This is a genomic window from Subtercola boreus (genome assembly GCF_006716115.1).
Taxonomy (GTDB): Bacteria; Actinomycetota; Actinomycetes; order Actinomycetales; family Microbacteriaceae; genus Subtercola; species Subtercola boreus.
Window position 1 is genome coordinate 3,699,783 of record NZ_VFOO01000001.1, and the last position, 17,203, is coordinate 3,716,985.

Sequence of the window (17,203 nt, forward strand, 5' to 3'; positions counted from 1 at the left end):
GCCGTAAAGACCCGTCTGTGGGCGGATGCCCGGGTACGAGGCATCCTCGTAGTGTCGAAGCATGATCGAAGCACACTCACTCAGTAAGAAGTACGGCCCGAAGACCGCCGTCGACGATGTGACGTTCACCGTCAGGCCGGGGCTGGTCACCGGCTTCCTCGGCCCGAACGGCGCCGGCAAGTCGACCACCATGCGGATGATCGTGGGCCTCGACCGCCCGAGCGGTGGCAGCGTCACCGTCAACGGCAAGGCCTACCGCGACCACGCGGCGCCGCTCCACGAGGTGGGTGTGCTGCTCGACGCGAAGGCCATCCACCAGGGCCGGTCGGCCTACAGCCACCTGCTCGCGCTCGGCGCGACCCACGGCATCGGGGCTTCCCGGGTGCGCGAGGTCATCGAGATGACCGGGCTCGACACCGTCGCGAAGAAGCGCGTCGGCGGGTTCTCGCTCGGCATGGGCCAGCGGCTCGGCATCGCCGCCGCGATGCTCGGAGACCCGTCGACCCTCATCCTCGACGAACCGGTGAACGGGCTCGACCCCGAGGGTGTGATGTGGGTGCGCGAGCTCGTGCGCTTCCTCGCCTCGGAGGGCCGCACCGTGCTGCTGTCCAGCCACCTGATGAGCGAGATGGCCCAGACGGCCGACCACATCATCGTCATCGGCAAGGGCCGCGTCATCGCGGACGCGCCGGTGGCCGACATCGTCAGCGGCGCCACCACCTCCTCGGTGCGAGCGGTCAGCCCGCGCGCCGCGGAGATGGCCCGCCTCCTCAACTCGCCCGGCGTGACCATCACCAGCGTCGACGGAGAGACCCTCGAGATCGTCGGGCTCACGTCGGCGGCCGTCGGTGAGATGGCCGCCTCGAACGGCATCGTGCTGCACGAGCTCACCCCGCTCCGCGGCTCGCTCGAAGACGCCTACATGAACCTCACCGCCGACGCCGTCGAGTACCGCACGGGCGTCTTCGACCCCGTGAACACGCTGCAGCCCGCGGCCCACGCCGACCCTGCAACGGTCGACGCCCCCCACGAACACACGCACGCGGCAAGCCACGCCGCTCCGACCCACGCCGCACCGACCGGCCCGGAGGCAACCCGATGAGCGCCACGATCACCAAGCGGAGCACTGCGCTCCCCACCTCGCCGATCCGCCTGACCGCGGGCGGCATCATCCGTTCCGAGTGGATCAAGCTCCGCTCCCTCCGTTCGACGATCTGGGCGTACGCGGTCATCCTCGTGCTGCAGATCGCGATCGGGCTGCTCGTGATCTCGTTCACGGTGAGCAACATCGACTCCCCCCGCGGGGAGGCGATCCTCCAGTCCCCGGAGCTCGCCACAGCCGGCGCGACGGCCGGAGTCGTCTTCGCCCAGCTCGTCGTCTCCGTGCTCGGCGTGCTGGTCATCAGCGGCGAGTACTCCACCGGCCAGATCCGTTCGAGTTTCGCCGCGGTGCCCAAGCGACTGCCTGTGCTCTGGGCGAAGCTCGCCGTGTTCGGCGTCGTCACGTTCGTGGTCTCGCTCGTCGGCATCCTGCTCGCCTACGGCGTCACCTACCCGATCCTCGCGAATGCCGGCCACTCGTCGAATCTCTTCGACTCGGCCGTCTTCCTGCCGATCATCGGTGCGGCCGGTTACCTCGCCCTGATCGGGATGCTCGCCCTCGGCCTCGGCGCGATCCTCCGCAGCACCGCCGGTGGTATCGCCGCCTCGCTCGGTCTGCTGCTCGTCGTGCCGGTGATCTTCTCGCTCATTCCGGTGGACTGGGCGCACAGCATCTCCGACTGGCTGCCGGGTTCCGTCGGCCCGGCGATCTACCAGATGAGCGCGACATTCGAATGGTGGCAGGCCCTGCTCATTATGATCGGATGGATCGCCGTCGTCTTCGCCGCGGCCGCCACCCTGATGCGCCGGAGGGATGCCTGAGCATGACGCCTGACGAACGCCCGGTCACCCCGCCTCGAACGGCGACGGTGGCCGGGCGTTCGTCCGTCGGGCAAGGGGCGGTTCCGGTTGCCCGTGGTGCTGCCGGGCCGGGTGCACCCGCGGCGGCTCCGGATGCCCGGATGAGCGACCTCGCCCTGCCGAAGCCACCCGGGGTGTTCCGTTCGTTCTTCGCCCGGCACGCCTGGATCGTGGACGGTTCGATCGTGGTGGTCTACGGGCTGCCCACCATCCTGTTCCTCGGTGTCTCGTTGGCGATGGGACGGGACGACTGGAGCCGCGACCCGCTCCGGGCGGGCGCGGCGATCGCGGGTTCGCTGATCGTGCTCGTCGCCCTCTACCTCCGCCGACGGCATCCGTTCGTGCTCGTCATCGCGACGGGGGTCGGCATCCTCCTGGTCGCCCCGAGCTTCGAGGGCCTCGCCCAGATCCCGTCGGTCGTGGCGCTGTACGGGGTCGCGGTGTACGTGTCGTCGCGGTCGGCCCTGGTCGCGTTCGCGGGCCTCGCGGCGGTGCGCATCCTCGCCGATCTGATTGCTCGTGGCGGCGATCTCGGACAGGTGCTCGTGATGTCCACGGCCTCCATCTTCCTGATGCTGATCGCGACCCTGATCGGCATCAACGTGGGCAACCGCAAGCGGTACGTCGAGGCGCTGCTCGACCGCGCCGCGCAGCTCGGGCGCGAACGGGACCAGCAGGCCCTGCTCTCCTCCGCCTCCGAGCGGGCGCGCATCGCCCGAGAGATGCACGACATCGTGGCACACAGTCTCACGGTGATGGTGGCGCTGGCGGATGGGGCGGACCGCACCGTCGGCCACGATCCGGGCCGCGCCCAGGAGGCGATCCGGCAGGTCGCGGAGACGGGCCGCGTGGCCCTCGCCGACATGCGCGTGGTGCTCGGGGTGCTGGCTGAGCCGCTCGCGCCCGCCCAGGAACCCGCCCGAGAACCCGCCCCGGAACCCGTCCCGGAACCCGTCCAGGGGACCCAAAGTGCTCCTTCCGGGGCCTCTCTGGAGCAATTCGCGTCCCCTCGAGGCCGCGCGACCGCAGGCGCCGACGCATCGCCGTCGCTCACTCCGCAGCCCGGCCACGACGACCTCGACGCGCTCATCGCCTCGTACCGGAGCGCCGGCATGGTGGTCGTGTACACGGTCACGGGGGCGATCAACCCCGATCCGGGCATCCAACTCGCCGTGTTCCGCATCGTGCAGGAGGCTCTCACGAACAGCCTCCGCTACGCGCCCGACCCGAAGCACGTCACGGTCGCCGTCGTGTTCTCCGGGGACGGGATCGCGGTGACCGTCTCCGACCAGGGCCAGTCGCAGGTCGCGGCCCCCTCGATCGGAACCGGCCACGGCATCGTGGGCATGCGGGAGCGCGCGCACGGCTACGGCGGAACCCTCGAGGCAGGCCCGACGACGGCCGGCGGGTGGCAGGTGCGCGCGCGCATCCCGCAGCCGGCGAAACCCGCGGGAGACGCTGAAGACACGGAGGACGCATGACCGACATCCGGCTGCTGCTGGTCGACGACCAGGCGCTGCTCCGCCTCGGGTTCCGCATGGTGCTCGAGGCCGAGCCGGGGTTCGTGGTGGTGGGCGAGGCCTCCGACGGGGCATCCGGTGTGCGCGAGGCGACCGCGCTCCGGCCCGACGTGATCCTGATGGACGTTCGGATGCCCGGCATGAACGGCATCGAGGCGACCCGGGCGATCGTGCGGGAGGTGCCCGAGAGTCGCGTGCTGATCCTCACGACGTTCGACCTCGACGAGTACGCCTTCGAAGCGCTGAGGGCGGGTGCGAGCGGTTTCCTGCTGAAGGATGCCCGGCCTGCCGAGCTCGTCGCGGCGATCAACGCCGTGGCGTCCGGGGATGCCGCGGTCTCGCCGCGCGTCACCCGGCAGCTGTTGGAGCTGTTCGGCCGCGACCTGCCCGGGGCCGGGGCTGGGGCGGGGGCCGGGGCCGGGGGCGGGGCCGGGACGGCAGCAATCGGCGGCGCTGGCGGCGCGACGGGCGCTGAGCGCCGGGAGGGTGCCCCCGGGCATCCGGAGACCGACGGCACCGTGCAGGCCGGCCGCCACGCCAGCAGGATCGCAGCACTCACCGAGCGGGAGCGCGAAGTGCTCGTCGCGATCGCCGAAGGGCTGACGAACACCGAGATCGCCGGCCGGCTCGTCGTTTCGGAGTCGACGGTCAAGTCCCACGTGGGTCGGGTGCTGACGAAGCTGCAGGCGCGCGACAGGGTGCAGGCGGTCATCCTCGCCTACGAGGCCGGGCTGGTCGGGCCGCTCGAGCGCTGAGCGTTTCGGGCGAAAGATCGTGGGAAACGACGGTGCACCGCTATGTTGAGCACAACCGAGGAGCCCAAACATGGGCATATTGCTCTATGGCAACCCCAGCATTGAGATCGATTTCGACGACCGCGCCCTGACCCACCTGCAGATCGTCATCACGGCGAAGCTCCGGCGGCGGGAAAGTTTCGTCTTCTCGTGGACCGACTCGCCGGGCGCCGGCAGCGGTCGCAGTTCGATCTGGGTCGATCCGAGCAGCACCCTCTACTACCGCTTCTACGGCAGCCGGATCCCGTCGATCAACCGTGTGTGGATCGAACGTCTGATGGCGTCCGCGAACAGCGGTGGGGGCCTCTACTTCACTCCGGAGCCGCCCGAGGGGAGATCGTGAGCCCGGTGCGCACCGCGGGAGCGGACACGGTGCTGCCCGGGCCGTAGGCTCGGAACATGGCAGCCCTCCGAACCCTGTACCCCGAGATCGAGCCCGACGAGATCGGCTTCCTGCCGGTCGGTGACGACCAGGAACTCTACTGGGAGACCTCCGGCAACCCCGACGGCAAGCCGGTCGTGTTCCTGCACGGCGGGCCGGGCGGCGGCACCAGCCCCGCGCACCGGCGCCTCTTCGACCCGGCGAAGTACCGCATCGTGCTCTTCGACCAGCGCGGCTGCGGCCAGAGCATCCCGCACGCGTCGACCTCGCCCGACCACCTCGCGTCGAATACGACCTGGCATCTGGTCGAGGACATCGAGAAGCTCCGCTCGCACCTCGGGATCGACCGCTGGATGGTCTTCGGCGGTTCGTGGGGCAGCACGCTCGGGCTCGCCTACGCCCAGACGCACCCTGAGCGCGTCACCGAGCTCGTGCTGCGGGGCATCTTCACGCTCCGGAAGCTCGAACTCGACTGGTTCTACGAAGGCGGGGCGCGGATGATCGTGCCCGACCTGTGGGAGCAGTTCGTGGCGCCCGTGGCGGCGTCGCCGCTTGTTCCGGATGATCGGGGGCACCTGATCCGCGCGTACCACCGGCTGCTGAACGACCCCGACCCGCGGGTGCACGTGCCCGCAGCCGTGGCGTGGTCCACGTGGGAAGCGTCGACGATCACCCTCCTGCCGCGCGCGGAGCTCGTCGCGCGGTTCGCCGAGCCCTCCTACGCGCTCGCGTTCGCGCGCATCGAGAACCACTACTTCCTGAACGGTGGGTGGCTCGACGAGGGGCAGCTGATCGCCGACGCCGGGCGGCTCGCCGGGATCCCCGGGGCGATCATCCAGGGCCGGTACGACCTGTGCACGCCCGCCGTGACGGCGTGGGACCTGCACGAGGCGTGGCCGGAGGCGTCGTTCACGCTGGTGCCCGACGCCGGCCACGCGTTCGACGAGCCGGGCATCCTCGACGCCCTCCTCGAGGCGACGGACCGCTTCGCGGCCTGACGCCGCCGCCCCGCGCCCCGCTCTCGCCGCGCCCCCGCACCCCCGCCCCCTCTCGCCGCGCGCCCTCGCGCCCCCGCGCCCAGCGCCCGCGCGCCCGCCCCGCTACTGTTTGTCGCTTCCGCTACGGCGCGCGCAGGCGCGGAAGCGACAAACGGGCGCGCTTCGACCTGCGCGCGCGAAAGCGGGGGCGGCCCGGGGGAGGGGCCGCCCCCGCGGGGGTGGTGCTGGGATGGTGCTGGGCTGGTGCGCGGGGCGGGTCAGCCGCCGATCGGGGTCGGGTCGACGGGGTTCGGCGGCACCGGCAGGGAGCCGTGGATCTGGTTCTGCGCCTGGCACTGGCTCGTGCAGTTGGTGGCGCCGGCCGAGAGCTCGATGGCGTCCTCGCCGAGCACGCCGCCGAGGCGACCGCCGGGCTGCACGATCCACTTCGTCACGGTGCCGGTCTGCAGGGTCTTCGTCGCGACCTGGGGACTGTCCTTGCCGAGCAGCATCTGGTGCGCGTTCGGGCCGGAGGTGACAGCGTCGACACCGTCGCCGAAGTTCACCTTGCCGGTGAAGGCGTTGACGAAGTAGAAGATGCCCGGGGCGAGGGTGTGCACGAACTCGACGGGGGCGGCGAACTCGGTCTCCATCTGGAAGATGCCGCCCTGCGCGCCATCCTTCGCCTGGATCTTGTACTTGCCGGCCGCGGTGGTGAACGTCACGACGAGCGTGTCGTCCTGCACCTGCAGTTCCTTGATGGTCGCGCCCGCCAACTGGGCGGAGGAGAGCGTGGGAACCTTGGAGGCGAAGATCGTGGTCGGCTTCGTGACCATCCGCTGGGCATCCGGAGCGCCGGTCAGCGTGTAGTTGTAGACGCCGAGGTTGGCGACCCGGATGTCGAAGCCGACGTTGATGCCGCGCACGGCGACCGTCGCACCGGGCTTCAGATCCTTCAGCTTGACGTCTTTGCCGGGAGCCGGGTTGTAGGTGGTGCCGGCGACGGTGACCGCGAAGTCACCGCCGTTCGCGCTCGTCTTGGCCTGGGCGGGAGCGGCGAACGCGAGAGACGAGGCGAGCACGGCGGCCGCGACGATCGCCGCCCTGCCGATGGTGCGCCTGGTGCGGGTGGGAGCCATGGGAGGGGCCTTTCGATCGGGGAGGGTGCGGAGGTGTGCTGTCCTCCGACTCTCCCCGTTCCCACCGGTGCCGGCAATCAGACCATGGTCGTAGTACCTCGCGCGGGGGCGACCCGACAGGGCTTCGGATGCCCGGGGTCGGGCGGCCCCGGGCATCCACCGACCGCGGCTCAGAGCTTCGCGACCCGACCCGACGGGAGCAGCAGGGCGACCAGAGTCGCCGCAGCGAGGGCTGCACCGCCGACGAACACCGCGGGGATCGCCGCGTCGACGTATCCGGTCGGGGTGAGCTGGCCGCCCGCGCCCGTGAAGACGGCGGTCAGCACGGCGATTCCGAGCGCCACGCCGATCTCCCGGAGGGTCGAGTTGGTGCCGGACGCCTTGGCCTGGTCGGCCGGGGCCATGTTGATGAGAACGGCCGACGATGACGGGGCGAAGACGAGCCCCATACCGATCCCGGTGAGCAGGAACGGCCCGACCATCGAGGCGTAGCTCGCATAGGCCGACAGGATGCTCGCAAGCCAGAGAATGCCGGCCGCCTGCAGCGCGAGCCCTGCCACGATCGGCGCACGGGTGCCGATGCGCGGGGTGATCAGGCCGGTGAGGGGGGCGACGACGAGGGGCGCCATCGTCCACGGCATGGTCATCAGGCCGGCTTCGAGCGGGCTGTGTCCCTGCACGATCTGCAGGAACTGGATGAGGATGAACACCGATCCGAAGATGCCGAAACTGAAGACCACGCCGACGATGTTCGCGACGCTGAAGCTGCGGTCGCGGAACAGGCGGAGCGGCAGCAGGGGAGCGGATGTGCGGGACTCCCACACGATGAACGCCGCGAGCAGCACGGCACCGAGCGCGAGCGACCCGACCACCTCGAGGCTCGACCAGCCCGCGTCGTTGCCGCGCACGATCCCGTAGACGATTCCGAGCACGCCGAGCCCGACGAGCGCGAGCCCCAGCACGTCGGCGCGGAGGCGCGCCCCGAAGGTGTTCGGCAGTGCCAGCAGCGCCAGCGGCACCGAGATGATGCCGATCGGAACGTTCAGCCAGAAGATCGCCTCCCAGTTGAACCCTTCGATGACGGCGCCACCGATCAGGGGGCCGAGTGCGACCCCGAGGCCGGAGACTCCACCCCAGATGCCGATCGCGAGCGGGCGGAGCCGCGTGCTGACCGACCCGACGAGCAGCGTGAGCGAGAGGGGCATGAGCGCCGCCGCGCCGACGCCCTGGAACGCGCGGCCGACGATGAGCATCCACGGATCGGTGCTGAGCGCTGAGAACGCACTCGCCGCGGTGAAGAGTGCGATGCCGAAGACGAACACCGACCGGCGGCCGAGCCGGTCGCCGAGGGCCACAGCCATCAGCATGAAGGTGGCGAACGAGAGGGTGTAGGCGTTGACGAACCACTGCAGTTCGCCGATCGAGGCGTTGAGGTCGGTGCGGATGACCGGCAGGGCGCTCGTCATGATGAGGTTGTCGAGCGTCGCCATGAACATCGGCAACGAGGCCGCGACGACCGCGAGCCAGATCGGGATGCGGCGGCGGGTGGTCGGCTGTGCGCCGAGGGGCGTGTCGGGGCGGGGTGCGGGGAGGGTCTGGGTTGTCATTGCCGGGCTCGATTCCGGTGGGAGGTGTGGGCGGGGGAGGTTAACTTATCGATCGATTACTTCGAAACTTTAGCTATCGACTGATAACATGTCAAACATGAATGTTGCAGTCACCGGAGCCGGGCATCCACCGCTCACCCGCATGCGGGGCGAAGACCGGCGGGAATCGATCCTGCAGGCGGCGATGCAGGTGTTCGGGGACCACGGCTACGTCGGGTCGACCACGGCGCAGATCGCCCGCGCGGCCGGTGTGAGCCAGCCCTACGTGGTGCAGACGTTCGGCACGAAGGAGGGGCTCTTCCTGGCGGTGATCGACCGGGCGCTCGACCGGCTGCTCGCAGCTTTCGTCGAGGTGGTGGAGTCGTCGGCTACCGTGTCGGCCGGCGCTGACGGTGCTTCGTCAGCTGACGGCGCGGCGCCCGAGGACGGCATGACGCTCGCCGGCCGGCTCGGCAGCGCGTACATCGACCAACTGAACGACCACGGCCTGCTGCTCTCGCTGATGCACGCCTTCGTGCTCGGAAAGGATCCGGTGATCGGCCCGGTCGGTCGCGCCGGGTTCATGAAGGTCTATCGGTACCTCAGGGATGCGGCAGGATTCAGCCCCGAAGAGGTGCGGATGTTCCTCGCTGAGGGCATGCTGATCAACACGATGGTCGGGCTCAGGATGACCGACGACATCGACTCGGATCCCGACGTGCGGCAACTCCTCGAGTGCTCGTTCGAGGGCAAGCTCGAGCAGGTGCGGGCGCTCTCCGGGGCGTAGGCGGGCCCGGTTTCGGGTGCGGCTTCGGGTGCGGGTGCGGATGTGCGCGGCTTATGAGTCGCCGGTGAGAGCGCTGCGCGCGCTGTCGGCCTGGCGCGACCCTGTCTAGGGTCGGATCAGGGCCGCTCGCGCTCCCGACGGCGGCCCGACTGGAGGAGAACCGATGCTCATCGCCACATGGATGCTGACCGCCCTGCTCTCGCGAGCCGCCTCAGGTGCTGAAGGCGGCGCCGATGCTGGCGCGGGTTCTGCTGCGGTGATCGTGACCCTCATCGCGCTCACCGTCGGCGCTGCACTCGCAGCGGTGGGCGCAGTGGTCGCGGTCGCCGTCTCCGTCGCGGCGGTTGCTGGTCGGTCTGCTGACGCGGCTGCGGTCAGTGCCGCTTCCCCGGCCTCTGGGCGCGCCGCCCTGGCCGCGATCGGCGTCGCCACCACCACCGTGGCCGGCGCCGCCACCGGTTCCGCGGCTGGTTCCGCCATCCCTGTCGGCCCCGCCATCCCCGCCACCGAGGCCGGCCCCGCGGCTGGTTCCGCCATGCTTGTCGGCTCCGCTGCCACCCCTGCCACCGCGGCCGGCCCCGCCACCCTCCCTGCTGCCGAGCCGCCACGCGTCGACATCGAAATGGTTATCGCCGCCATGGAACTGGCGTTCGCCAGCGAACCGAGCGTGAAGCCCGCCCATCTGGTTGCGTAGGCGACTGAGCAGCGACCGCACGGCGCGATACAGCGTCACCGACTACTTCCTCGACCGTCCCTCCGAACCCGGCGCCCGCCGCAGCAGCCAACGCCACCCCGCGTCGAGGGCATCGCTTCGCGGTCCGACCAGAGAGGCTCGGTGGCCGGCGCGCGGATGAGCAGCGCTGGCGATGTGGAGACAGAACGGGCCCCGCGGGAGCCTGCTTGGGCAGACTTCGCGGGGCCCTACCCGCGCCGTTCCTGTTCGGCGCGAGTCGGACGAGAGTGGAAGACCAGGGGCCCCGACCTTCCACTCTCAGATTGTCAGCTGCCGGATGCCGCACGCCGGCGGCGATTCGCGGTCAGGGTGAAGGCTGCGAAGCCGGCTCCCAGCAGAGCGAAGGCGAGGGTGCCCCACGGCACCAGTTGCGACTCCAGCGGTAGTCCTGTGTGGGCGAGTGTCGCAGTCGTTCCGGTGTCGCCGCGGCTCGCCGCTGTTGCTGCAGCCGTGGTGGCGGTCGTGGTCGGAGTGGTCGTCGGCTGCACGATCGGGCCGGCGTTGGGGCCGACCGAAGCACTTGCCAGATCGACCTGGGCGGTGGTGCCGTTCGGCCCGAGACCGATCCGGAGAGCCGTCTCTGTGAACGTTCCGGCCGTCACGTCACGGTGGTTGACGGTGAACTGTGTGAGGTTCCGCAGGGCGATGCCGAGCAGTCCTTGGAAGGCGCTACCCAGGTTCATCACAATGGGGTCGACGATGGCACGGGCGGTCGTGATGGCGAGCGTCAGAGCAGGCCTCATTCCCACAGGCACGCCCGGAATTGCGGCTGTCGCAGTGGCAAGGTAGTCGTTCGCCTCCCGCGTGATCTGGTTCGACACGGCAAGGGGGATGAACTGGGTCAGGTCGGTGTCAGCCGGGAGATCGTTCAGGTCGCTGGGGAGACCCGCCGCCTGAAGGTCCGCCGTCGTCAGCTTCATGGTGAAGTCGGCAGGGAAAGGATTTGAGGGGGCAGGGGCCCCCGCGGCCGCCAGCGCGGCGATGACCGCGTCGAGGGCGGGTCTGATGGTCGAGACGGGCGTCGCTACCAGGGGGCCGCCCACCGTCAGGCCGAGGGCTCCCAGTCGATACCCGCCCGACTGCGCGCCGGCTGCACTCTGGTCGGCGGAAGCCGAGAGCTCGACGAAGTCGGCCTTGAGAGCGACAGGATCGGTCACCGGGTTGCCCACGAGGAGCGTCGCAGCGCTGCCTGTGGTCGGGGTGCCGACGGGTCCGCCCCTCGTGAGGGCAGGCCCCGCGAGCATGACGACAGTGCTGGCGACCGTTCCCGAGAACGCCATCGAAGACCCGTCATTGTTCGCGCGACCGTACTGACCGACTGCGCCGAGCCTGACGACGCCCGCGTCACCGAACAGCATCGCCGTCCCCCCTGCACTGAGGGCCGTCAGCCCGCTGATCGCTCCGGCGTCCAACGGCCTGTCGACGATGACGTCGCCCGCTGCAGTGGTGTTGACGGCATCAGCGCCCTTCAGGGTGGGCAAAGAGTCGAGTATCGAGGTGGTGAGCAGTGACGTGGTGACGAGCCTGCCCGTGCCCTGCGAGACGATCGTCTGCGCGTTGGCCGATGCGGGAACAGCGAGTGCGAGAGTGGTTCCCATCGCGAGTGAGGCGGCGAGCATCCGCCGCCCTACCCGGAACCGTTCTCCGGATATGCGCGAGTGAGTTCGGCCGCGGGGTGGTGCATTCTTCACTGGTGTCCTCCATGTTCACCCCACTGCCGGGGGTTCAGAAGGAAGAGTAGCGCATTAATGACGAATCATCATTAAATACGTCGCTGAGGTCTGCGCGTGATGGTCAGGATGAGGATGCCCGCGACGAGGAGCAGAAGCCCGACGACAATCGAGGCCGTGAACTGCTCGTGCAGCAGCAGTACCCCGAGAACGGTGGCGGTGAGCGGTTCGACGAGGGTGAGGGTGGCGGCGCGCGACGCAGGCAGGCGGCGGAGCCCGCGGGCGAAGAGGGTGTAGGCCAGCGCGACGGTCACGATGGCCAGCCAGGCCGTGCTCGCTAATCCGCCCGGCCGCGCGAGCCAGCCGAGGTCTGTCGTCAGGAGCACCGGTGCCATGATCACGGCTGCGGCGCCGAAGGTCGCGCCCATCGCGGCGGTGGGGGGCCAGCCCCGGTCGAGCAGCAGTTTGCTGCTGAGGGCGTAGACCGCGTACGAGGCGCCGGCTCCGAGCGAGCCGAGCAGGCCCACGACGGTCACGGTTCCGGATGCCCCGCTCCCCGACTGGGCAGGACTCAGGATGCCCGACAGCACGGCCACGCCGGCCGCCGCCACGGCAGTCGCCAGGGCCCAGCGCAGCCCGGGCGCCTTTCTGCGGACGCCCCACTCGAGCAGGCCGGTGAGCACGGGTGCCGATCCGAGTGCGACCAGCGTGCCGACTGCGACACCGTTCTCGTGGGTGCCGGTGAAGAAGGTGGGCTGGTAAGCGGCGACCCCGATGGCGCCGACGATGACGAGTGCCAGGGCCGCGGCCGGAGAGCGTCGTCGCCCTGGCGCTCGCGGCGGTGCCGAGGGGGAATCGTCTGACGGAGCGCAGAGTTCAGTGCCGGTCACGCCGCCGCGACGGGTGCGGGCGGCGATCGCCAGTGCGATCAGGGCGAGAAGTGCCCCGCCGAAGACGATCCGCGCCGCTCCGAGGGAGAGCGCGCTTGCGTCGGCGGCGCCGAGGGCCTGGGCGGTGCCGGTCGTGCCGAAGCAGACTGCGGCTGCGACCACGAGGAGGGTCGCGGCCCGGGTGCCCGTGTTCAGCGAGCGGCCCGGACTGGTCATCCCCCGATTCTGGCACAGGGCGCGGCGCGGTCTGGCGGCCGGGTGTGCCCCGGGCCAGATGGGTTCCGGGACCGTTCAGCCAAGGGGCGCATATCGCGTCAGAACGAGGGGCTTGGAGCGATATGGGACCCTTTGAGCCTCCTCAACGCGCCACGGCGGTCGGGCGCGCGCGGCGCGCCGACACGATCCGCGCGACCAGTGTCACCACCACGACCACCACAGCCGCCACGAGCGCCGCCATGGCCACGGGCCGGGAGGGGAGCGATCCCGAGACGCGGGAGACATCGATCCAGACCAGTCCCCAGGCCAGCGACAGCATCGGGGCGACGCTTCCCCGGCTCCAGACGGCGACGAGCACGCCGACCAGACCCGCCACGGCGACGATCGTGATGCCCCAGGCTTCGGGCGACCATCCGAAGCCCGTGAAACCGGCGAACTGCAGGTACGACGTGAGATTCGCGGCCGTCGCGACGCTCACCCAGCCGAGGTACAGGCCGAGAGTGCCGTCGACGAGCAGGGTGCCGATGAGCGAGCGGCGGCCGAGACCGCGGGTCGCGATGGCGCGCGAGTATGCCCAGCAGAGCGCCACCAGAAGCAGCACGATCACCACCGCGCTGAGGGCGAGGAGGCCCGCCTGCACGCTGAGGATCCAGGCCGCGTTCAACACCAGGGTGAGCAGCACCGGGTAGCCGAGGCGGCGCTGGCGATCATCCGCTCGCTGCGCTGGGAGGAACTGCCAGATCGCGTACGCCACGAGGCCGAGGTAGATGACGCTCCAGATCGAGAAGGCTCCGCCCGCCGGTGCGAGCAGTGTCGCGTCGGCGCTGAGCGCGCCGCCCGCGGCCTCTGCGATCGGGGTGCCGCCGGCGGCACCGGATCCGATGAAGGAGCCGACGAGGGCAACGACCGCACCCACGGCGACGAGCACCTGGCGCAGGCGGTCGGAGGAGGGGGCGTGCTGACCCGATTCGAGGTGTGCCTCGTGTGACGTCATGCTCCTATTCCAGAGGCTTTCCCCAGGGAAAAGCAAGACCGCGCTGCCGGTCGGATCGCTGTGGGAGGATAGGAGTATGGCTGAAAACGGTGAACAGGGCGCGCCCATCATGGCGGGTAGCGACGACGCGACCAACGAGGAGAAGACGGCCGGAATCCTTGCCCAGACCCGGCAGGACTACGCTGGCCAACCCCTGACGGTCGTGCTGCACAACCTCCGTGAGCGGTTCGAGCAGGCGAAAGTCGAGACCGACGACATCACGCTCGCCCGTCTGGCGCACCAGATCTCCGACAGCTAGACCGGCCGGTGGTGGCCAGCCGGTCGCCACACCCCGGCTCCGGGCGTCCTCCCCCCGGAGCCTCGTCCCCCCCTCCGGTTTCGTCCACCCGGGCCCTGTTCCCTCCGGGTTCGGCCATACGTGTGATCACTTCGAGGTGCCCCGTCCCATGCTCAGTCCGTCGACCTGGCCCGGCTGGTTCCGGGGAGCTCTGCTCGTCGCCGCGTTCTTCGCGCTGTTCCTTCCCCATGTGGGGTGGCTCGCGACGCTCGCCCTGGTGGTCGCTGCGCTGATCTCCTTCCGTGCCTCGGCGGCTCTCCGCCAGGGCGACGAGCTTCTGCGAGCCGAGCTGTTCGAGGTTCCGGTGGGGGAGCCGGTCTCCACGATCGAGGTCGCGGTCGATCATCCGTTCGAGGTCTATGCCACCGACTACCACCAGGAGGGCATCCTCGCCGTCGTCGAGGCCCGAACGGCCCTCGCGGAACCCGACGAGCCCCTCTTCGCCTCGCTCGAACTCGAACCGAACAATCCGTTCGACACGAACGCGGTGCGCGTGGAGCTGCTGCTCTACTACGGATCCCAGAAGGTCGGCTACCTGCCGCCCGGACTCAGCCGCGACTGGGCCGCGCAGTTGCGCCCGCACATTCTCGAGGCGCAGCAGGTGATCGTGCCCGCGACGATCCTCGGCAGCGGTTCGAAGGGCGATCCGTGGCGGGTGCGGCTCGGCTGAGCGGCGGCTCCGGATGCCCGGGGCTGGCCGCTTGTGCGGTGCGGAGTGACGGGCCTGGCCGAGACCGGCTCCGGATGCCCGGGGCTGGCGCTTGTGCCGGGCCGATGCCGAGCCGGCCTCGGCCCATGCACCGGATGCCCGGGGCTCAGTCGCGCGCGCCGGCGAGCCGTGCGGGGTCGAGGTCGATCCGCCGCAGCAGCTGGGCGTTCGCGGCCACGATGATCGTCGACGCCGACATCAGGATCGCGCCCACCGCTGGCGACAGCACGAATCCGATCGGAGCCAGCACGCCGGCCGCCAACGGCACCGACAGCAGGTTGTAGCCCGCACCCCAGACGAGATTCTGGATCATCTTGCGGTAGCTCGCCTTCGACAGCTCGATCACCGAGAGCACCGCACGGGGGTCGCTCGAGACCAGCACGACGCCGGCGGACTCGATCGCGACATCCGTGCCCCCGCCGATCGCGATGCCGACATCGGCGCGGGCGAGTGCGGGTGCGTCGTTGACGCCGTCGCCGACCATCGCGACCCGGAGGCCGCGCGCCTGCAGTTCGGCGACCTTCCCGTCTTTGTCTTCGGGGAGCACCTCGGAGAAGACCTCGTCGATGCCGAGCTCTTCCGCGACCGCGTTCGCGACCGTGTGCGAGTCGCCGGTGATCATGGCGACGGTGACGCCGCGGGCGTGCAGTGCGTCGACCGCCTGGCGGGACTCGGGCCGGATGCCGTCCTCCAGCGCGAACGTGCCGAGCACCTGCCCGCCGCGGAGTACGTGCAGCACCGTGGCGCCGCGCTCGGCCCAGGCGGCGGTCTCGCGGGCGAGTCCCTCGGGCAGCTGGGTCCGCTCGGCGCGCAGCAGCGCGGGCCCGCCGACGCTCACCGTCTCCCCGTCGACGCTCGCCTGCACGCCGCGCCCGGTCAGCGAACGGAAGTCGCTCGCCCGGTACGCCGCGCTGTCGCCGGATCCAAACCCCGAAAGTTGTCGGTCTGCGGCGCCGATACCGGCAATTTTCGGGGTTTCGACTGCGGCGGGGGTGGCGGCGGCGCGCACGATGGCGCGGGCGAACGGATGCTCGGAGTCCGCCTCGACGGCGGCCGCGAGGGCGAGCAGCGTCTCGCGCGTCAGACCCGCGCCCGCGGGGGCGGAGTGGGCGGCATCCGGGGTCGGCGCCTGCGGCGCGGTCGGGAGCGCGCCCGCGGAGGCGGACGCGGGGGCGGCGACCGCGACATCCGTGACCGTCGGCTGGCCGAGCGTGAGGGTGCCGGTCTTGTCGAAGAGCACCACGTCGATGGTGCGCATGCGTTCCAGTGCGAGCCGGTTCTTCACCAGCACGCCCGCGCGGGCGGCGCGCTCGGTCGAGATCGCGATCACCAGCGGGATCGCGAGGCCGAGGGCGTGCGGGCAGGCGATCACGAGAACGGTGACGGTGCGGGTGACGGCGTCGTCGAGGTTGCCGACGAAGGCCCACACCACGAAGGTGACGATGCCGGCGGCTGCCGCGTAGTAGAAGAGGAGCGCCGCGGCGCGGTCGGCGAGGGCCTGGGCGCGCGAGGAGGAGTTCTGGGCGTCCGCCACGAGTCGGCGGATGCCCGCCAGCGCGGTATCGTCGCCGATCGCCGTCACGCGCACGCGCAGCGCACTGTCGGTGGCGACGGTTCCCGCGACGACACGGTCACCCGTCGTGCGTCGCACGGCTTTCGACTCGCCGGTGATCATGGATTCGTCGACCGCCGCCGTACCGTCGACGACGGTTCCGTCGGCGGGGATGCGCGCGCCGGAGCGCACGAGCACGACGTCGCCGGTCGCCAGGTCGCCGATGGGAACCTCCTCGGTGGCGGTGGCGGTGGCGGTGGCGGTGGCGGTGGCGGTGGCGGTGGCGGTGGCAGCGCCGGCGGCCGTGGCTGCACTTTCACCCGTCACGCGCTCTGCCGTGTCGGGGAGCAGGGCCGCGAGGGCGTCGAGGGCCCCGGATGCCGCACCCAGAGCCCGCATCTCGACCCAGTGGCCCAGCAGCATGATGACCACGAGCAGGGCCAGTTCCCACCAGAAGTCGAGGTCGAAGGAGCTGATCCTGAGGGTGGTGATCCACGAGGCGACGAAGGCCACGGTGATGGCCATCGCGATGAGGAGCATCATGCCCGGGCGGCGCGAACGCAGTTCGGAGAGGCCGCCGGTGAGGAACGGTGCCCCGCCGTAGACGAAGATGACGGTGCCGAGCACGGGGGAGATGAGGGTGGCGCCCGGGAAGTCGGGCACGGAGTAGCCGAGCAGCTGGCTGAACATCGAACTGAAGAACACGGTCGGCAGCGCGAGCACGAGGGTGATCCAGAACTTGGTGCGGAACTGCGCGGCGTGATCGCCGTGGCCCGCGTGCCCGCCGTGGCCCATGTGGTCGTGCCCGCCGTGACCGGCGTGGGCGTCGTGACTCGCGTGATCCATCTGGTCGTGGTCGTGCCCAGCAGGCGAGACGTGATCGTCGTGCCCAGCGTGTTCGTGCGCACCCGGAATGGTCATGTTCGCCCTTCGACCACTCCAGCATACCCCCCAG

16 protein-coding genes are annotated in these 17,203 nt (G+C 70.5%); 10 read left to right on the forward strand and 6 right to left on the reverse strand.

Annotation, left to right across the window (positions count from 1 at the left end):
* The first annotated feature begins 61 nt into the window (after positions 1-61).
* The 6 genes from FB464_RS17260 (at position 62) to pip (ending at position 5,656) form a co-directional block, all read left to right on the forward strand.
* Positions 62-1,102 (forward strand): ABC transporter ATP-binding protein, encoded by a 1,041-nt coding sequence (locus tag FB464_RS17260; RefSeq protein WP_116415934.1) that lies wholly within the window; start codon positions 62-64, stop codon positions 1,100-1,102.
* Positions 1,099-1,923 (forward strand): ABC transporter permease, encoded by an 825-nt coding sequence (locus FB464_RS17265; protein WP_116415933.1) that lies wholly within the window; start codon positions 1,099-1,101, stop codon positions 1,921-1,923. The genes FB464_RS17260 and FB464_RS17265 overlap by 4 nt, the downstream gene beginning before the upstream one ends.
* 2 nt (positions 1,924-1,925) lie before the next feature.
* Positions 1,926-3,443 carry a sensor histidine kinase gene (locus tag FB464_RS17270; protein WP_142206748.1) on the forward strand — a complete coding sequence of 506 codons (1,518 nt, stop codon included), beginning with the start codon at positions 1,926-1,928 and terminating at the stop codon, positions 3,441-3,443.
* A complete protein-coding gene (locus FB464_RS17275) occupies positions 3,440-4,237 on the forward strand; it encodes a response regulator transcription factor (protein WP_116415931.1) in 798 nt (265 codons plus the stop codon). Before FB464_RS17270 ends, FB464_RS17275 begins: the two co-directional genes overlap by 4 nt.
* 70 nt (positions 4,238-4,307) lie before the next feature.
* On the forward strand, positions 4,308-4,619 hold the full coding sequence (locus tag FB464_RS17280) for a DUF7882 family protein (RefSeq protein ID WP_116415930.1): 312 nt from the start codon (positions 4,308-4,310) through the stop codon (positions 4,617-4,619).
* Positions 4,620-4,675: 56 nt separating this feature from the next.
* Entirely contained in the window at positions 4,676-5,656 is a 981-nt protein-coding gene (gene pip / locus FB464_RS17285) for a prolyl aminopeptidase (protein WP_116415929.1), read from the forward strand.
* A gap of 257 nt (positions 5,657-5,913) precedes the next feature.
* Here the strand turns inward: pip and FB464_RS17290 are convergent, their stop codons facing one another.
* Both FB464_RS17290 and FB464_RS17295 read right to left on the reverse strand, forming a co-directional pair.
* A complete protein-coding gene (locus tag FB464_RS17290) occupies positions 5,914-6,774 on the reverse strand; it encodes a hypothetical protein (RefSeq protein WP_116415928.1) in 861 nt (286 codons plus the stop codon).
* Positions 6,775-6,944: 170 nt separating this feature from the next.
* Positions 6,945-8,381, reverse strand: a complete 1,437-nt coding sequence (locus tag FB464_RS17295) for an MFS transporter (protein WP_116415927.1) — start codon at positions 8,379-8,381, stop codon at positions 6,945-6,947.
* A 97-nt stretch (positions 8,382-8,478) separates the two neighbouring features.
* Between FB464_RS17295 and FB464_RS17300 the strand changes: the two genes are divergently transcribed.
* Together FB464_RS17300 and FB464_RS19915 are read left to right on the forward strand one after the other, a co-directional pair.
* On the forward strand, positions 8,479-9,147 hold the full coding sequence (locus tag FB464_RS17300) for a TetR/AcrR family transcriptional regulator (protein ID WP_170151988.1): 669 nt from the start codon (positions 8,479-8,481) through the stop codon (positions 9,145-9,147).
* Positions 9,148-9,310: 163 nt separating this feature from the next.
* Positions 9,311-9,841 (forward strand): hypothetical protein, encoded by a 531-nt coding sequence (locus tag FB464_RS19915; RefSeq protein ID WP_170151987.1) that lies wholly within the window; start codon positions 9,311-9,313, stop codon positions 9,839-9,841.
* Positions 9,842-10,146: 305 nt separating this feature from the next.
* On the opposite strand, the gene FB464_RS17310 is transcribed toward FB464_RS19915, so the two are convergent.
* The 3 genes from FB464_RS17310 to FB464_RS17320 form a co-directional block, all read right to left on the reverse strand.
* Complete coding sequence (locus FB464_RS17310; RefSeq protein WP_116415924.1) at positions 10,147-11,499, reverse strand: choice-of-anchor G family protein; 1,353 nt, start codon at positions 11,497-11,499, stop codon at positions 10,147-10,149.
* Between the two features lie 143 nt (positions 11,500-11,642).
* Positions 11,643-12,656, reverse strand: a complete 1,014-nt coding sequence (locus FB464_RS17315; RefSeq protein ID WP_116415923.1) for a DMT family transporter — start codon at positions 12,654-12,656, stop codon at positions 11,643-11,645.
* 142 nt (positions 12,657-12,798) lie between these two features.
* Positions 12,799-13,650, reverse strand: coding sequence for a tryptophan-rich sensory protein (locus FB464_RS17320; protein ID WP_116415922.1), 852 nt, complete (start codon positions 13,648-13,650; stop codon positions 12,799-12,801).
* A gap of 76 nt (positions 13,651-13,726) precedes the next feature.
* Between FB464_RS17320 and FB464_RS17325 the strand changes: the two genes are divergently transcribed.
* Positions 13,727-13,948: a hypothetical protein gene (locus tag FB464_RS17325; protein ID WP_116415921.1), complete on the forward strand. Its 222-nt coding sequence runs from the start codon at positions 13,727-13,729 to the stop codon at positions 13,946-13,948.
* Positions 13,949-14,096: 148 nt separating this feature from the next.
* Entirely contained in the window at positions 14,097-14,657 is a 561-nt protein-coding gene (locus FB464_RS17330) for an HIRAN domain-containing protein (protein WP_116415920.1), read from the forward strand.
* 145 nt (positions 14,658-14,802) lie between these two features.
* Here FB464_RS17330 and FB464_RS17335 read toward each other — a convergent pair whose 3' ends face one another.
* Positions 14,803-17,169 (reverse strand): heavy metal translocating P-type ATPase, encoded by a 2,367-nt coding sequence (locus FB464_RS17335; protein ID WP_170151986.1) that lies wholly within the window; start codon positions 17,167-17,169, stop codon positions 14,803-14,805.
* Positions 17,170-17,203 lie beyond the last annotated feature (34 nt).

What these genes read in the sequence shown, in the direction of transcription:
- FB464_RS17300 (WP_170151988.1), top strand. Translation starts at nt 8,479, where the DNA reads ATGAATGTTGCAGTCACCGGAGCCGGGCATCCACCGCTCACCCGCATG.
- FB464_RS17290 (WP_116415928.1), bottom strand. Translation starts at nt 6,774, where the DNA reads ATGGCTCCCACCCGCACCAGGCGCACCATCGGCAGGGCGGCGATCGTC.
- FB464_RS17310 (WP_116415924.1), bottom strand. Translation starts at nt 11,499, where the DNA reads ATGCTCGCCGCCTCACTCGCGATGGGAACCACTCTCGCACTCGCTGTT.
- FB464_RS17325 (WP_116415921.1), top strand. Translation starts at nt 13,727, where the DNA reads ATGGCTGAAAACGGTGAACAGGGCGCGCCCATCATGGCGGGTAGCGAC.
- FB464_RS17330 (WP_116415920.1), top strand. Translation starts at nt 14,097, where the DNA reads ATGCTCAGTCCGTCGACCTGGCCCGGCTGGTTCCGGGGAGCTCTGCTC.
- FB464_RS17320 (WP_116415922.1), bottom strand. Translation starts at nt 13,650, where the DNA reads ATGACGTCACACGAGGCACACCTCGAATCGGGTCAGCACGCCCCCTCC.
- FB464_RS17265 (WP_116415933.1), top strand. Translation starts at nt 1,099, where the DNA reads ATGAGCGCCACGATCACCAAGCGGAGCACTGCGCTCCCCACCTCGCCG.
- FB464_RS17280 (WP_116415930.1), top strand. Translation starts at nt 4,308, where the DNA reads ATGGGCATATTGCTCTATGGCAACCCCAGCATTGAGATCGATTTCGAC.
- FB464_RS17270 (WP_142206748.1), top strand. Translation starts at nt 1,926, where the DNA reads ATGACGCCTGACGAACGCCCGGTCACCCCGCCTCGAACGGCGACGGTG.
- pip (WP_116415929.1), top strand. Translation starts at nt 4,676, where the DNA reads ATGGCAGCCCTCCGAACCCTGTACCCCGAGATCGAGCCCGACGAGATC.
- FB464_RS17295 (WP_116415927.1), bottom strand. Translation starts at nt 8,381, where the DNA reads ATGACAACCCAGACCCTCCCCGCACCCCGCCCCGACACGCCCCTCGGC.
- FB464_RS19915 (WP_170151987.1), top strand. Translation starts at nt 9,311, where the DNA reads ATGCTCATCGCCACATGGATGCTGACCGCCCTGCTCTCGCGAGCCGCC.
- FB464_RS17260 (WP_116415934.1), top strand. Translation starts at nt 62, where the DNA reads ATGATCGAAGCACACTCACTCAGTAAGAAGTACGGCCCGAAGACCGCC.
- FB464_RS17335 (WP_170151986.1), bottom strand. Translation starts at nt 17,169, where the DNA reads ATGACCATTCCGGGTGCGCACGAACACGCTGGGCACGACGATCACGTC.
- FB464_RS17275 (WP_116415931.1), top strand. Translation starts at nt 3,440, where the DNA reads ATGACCGACATCCGGCTGCTGCTGGTCGACGACCAGGCGCTGCTCCGC.
- FB464_RS17315 (WP_116415923.1), bottom strand. Translation starts at nt 12,656, where the DNA reads ATGACCAGTCCGGGCCGCTCGCTGAACACGGGCACCCGGGCCGCGACC.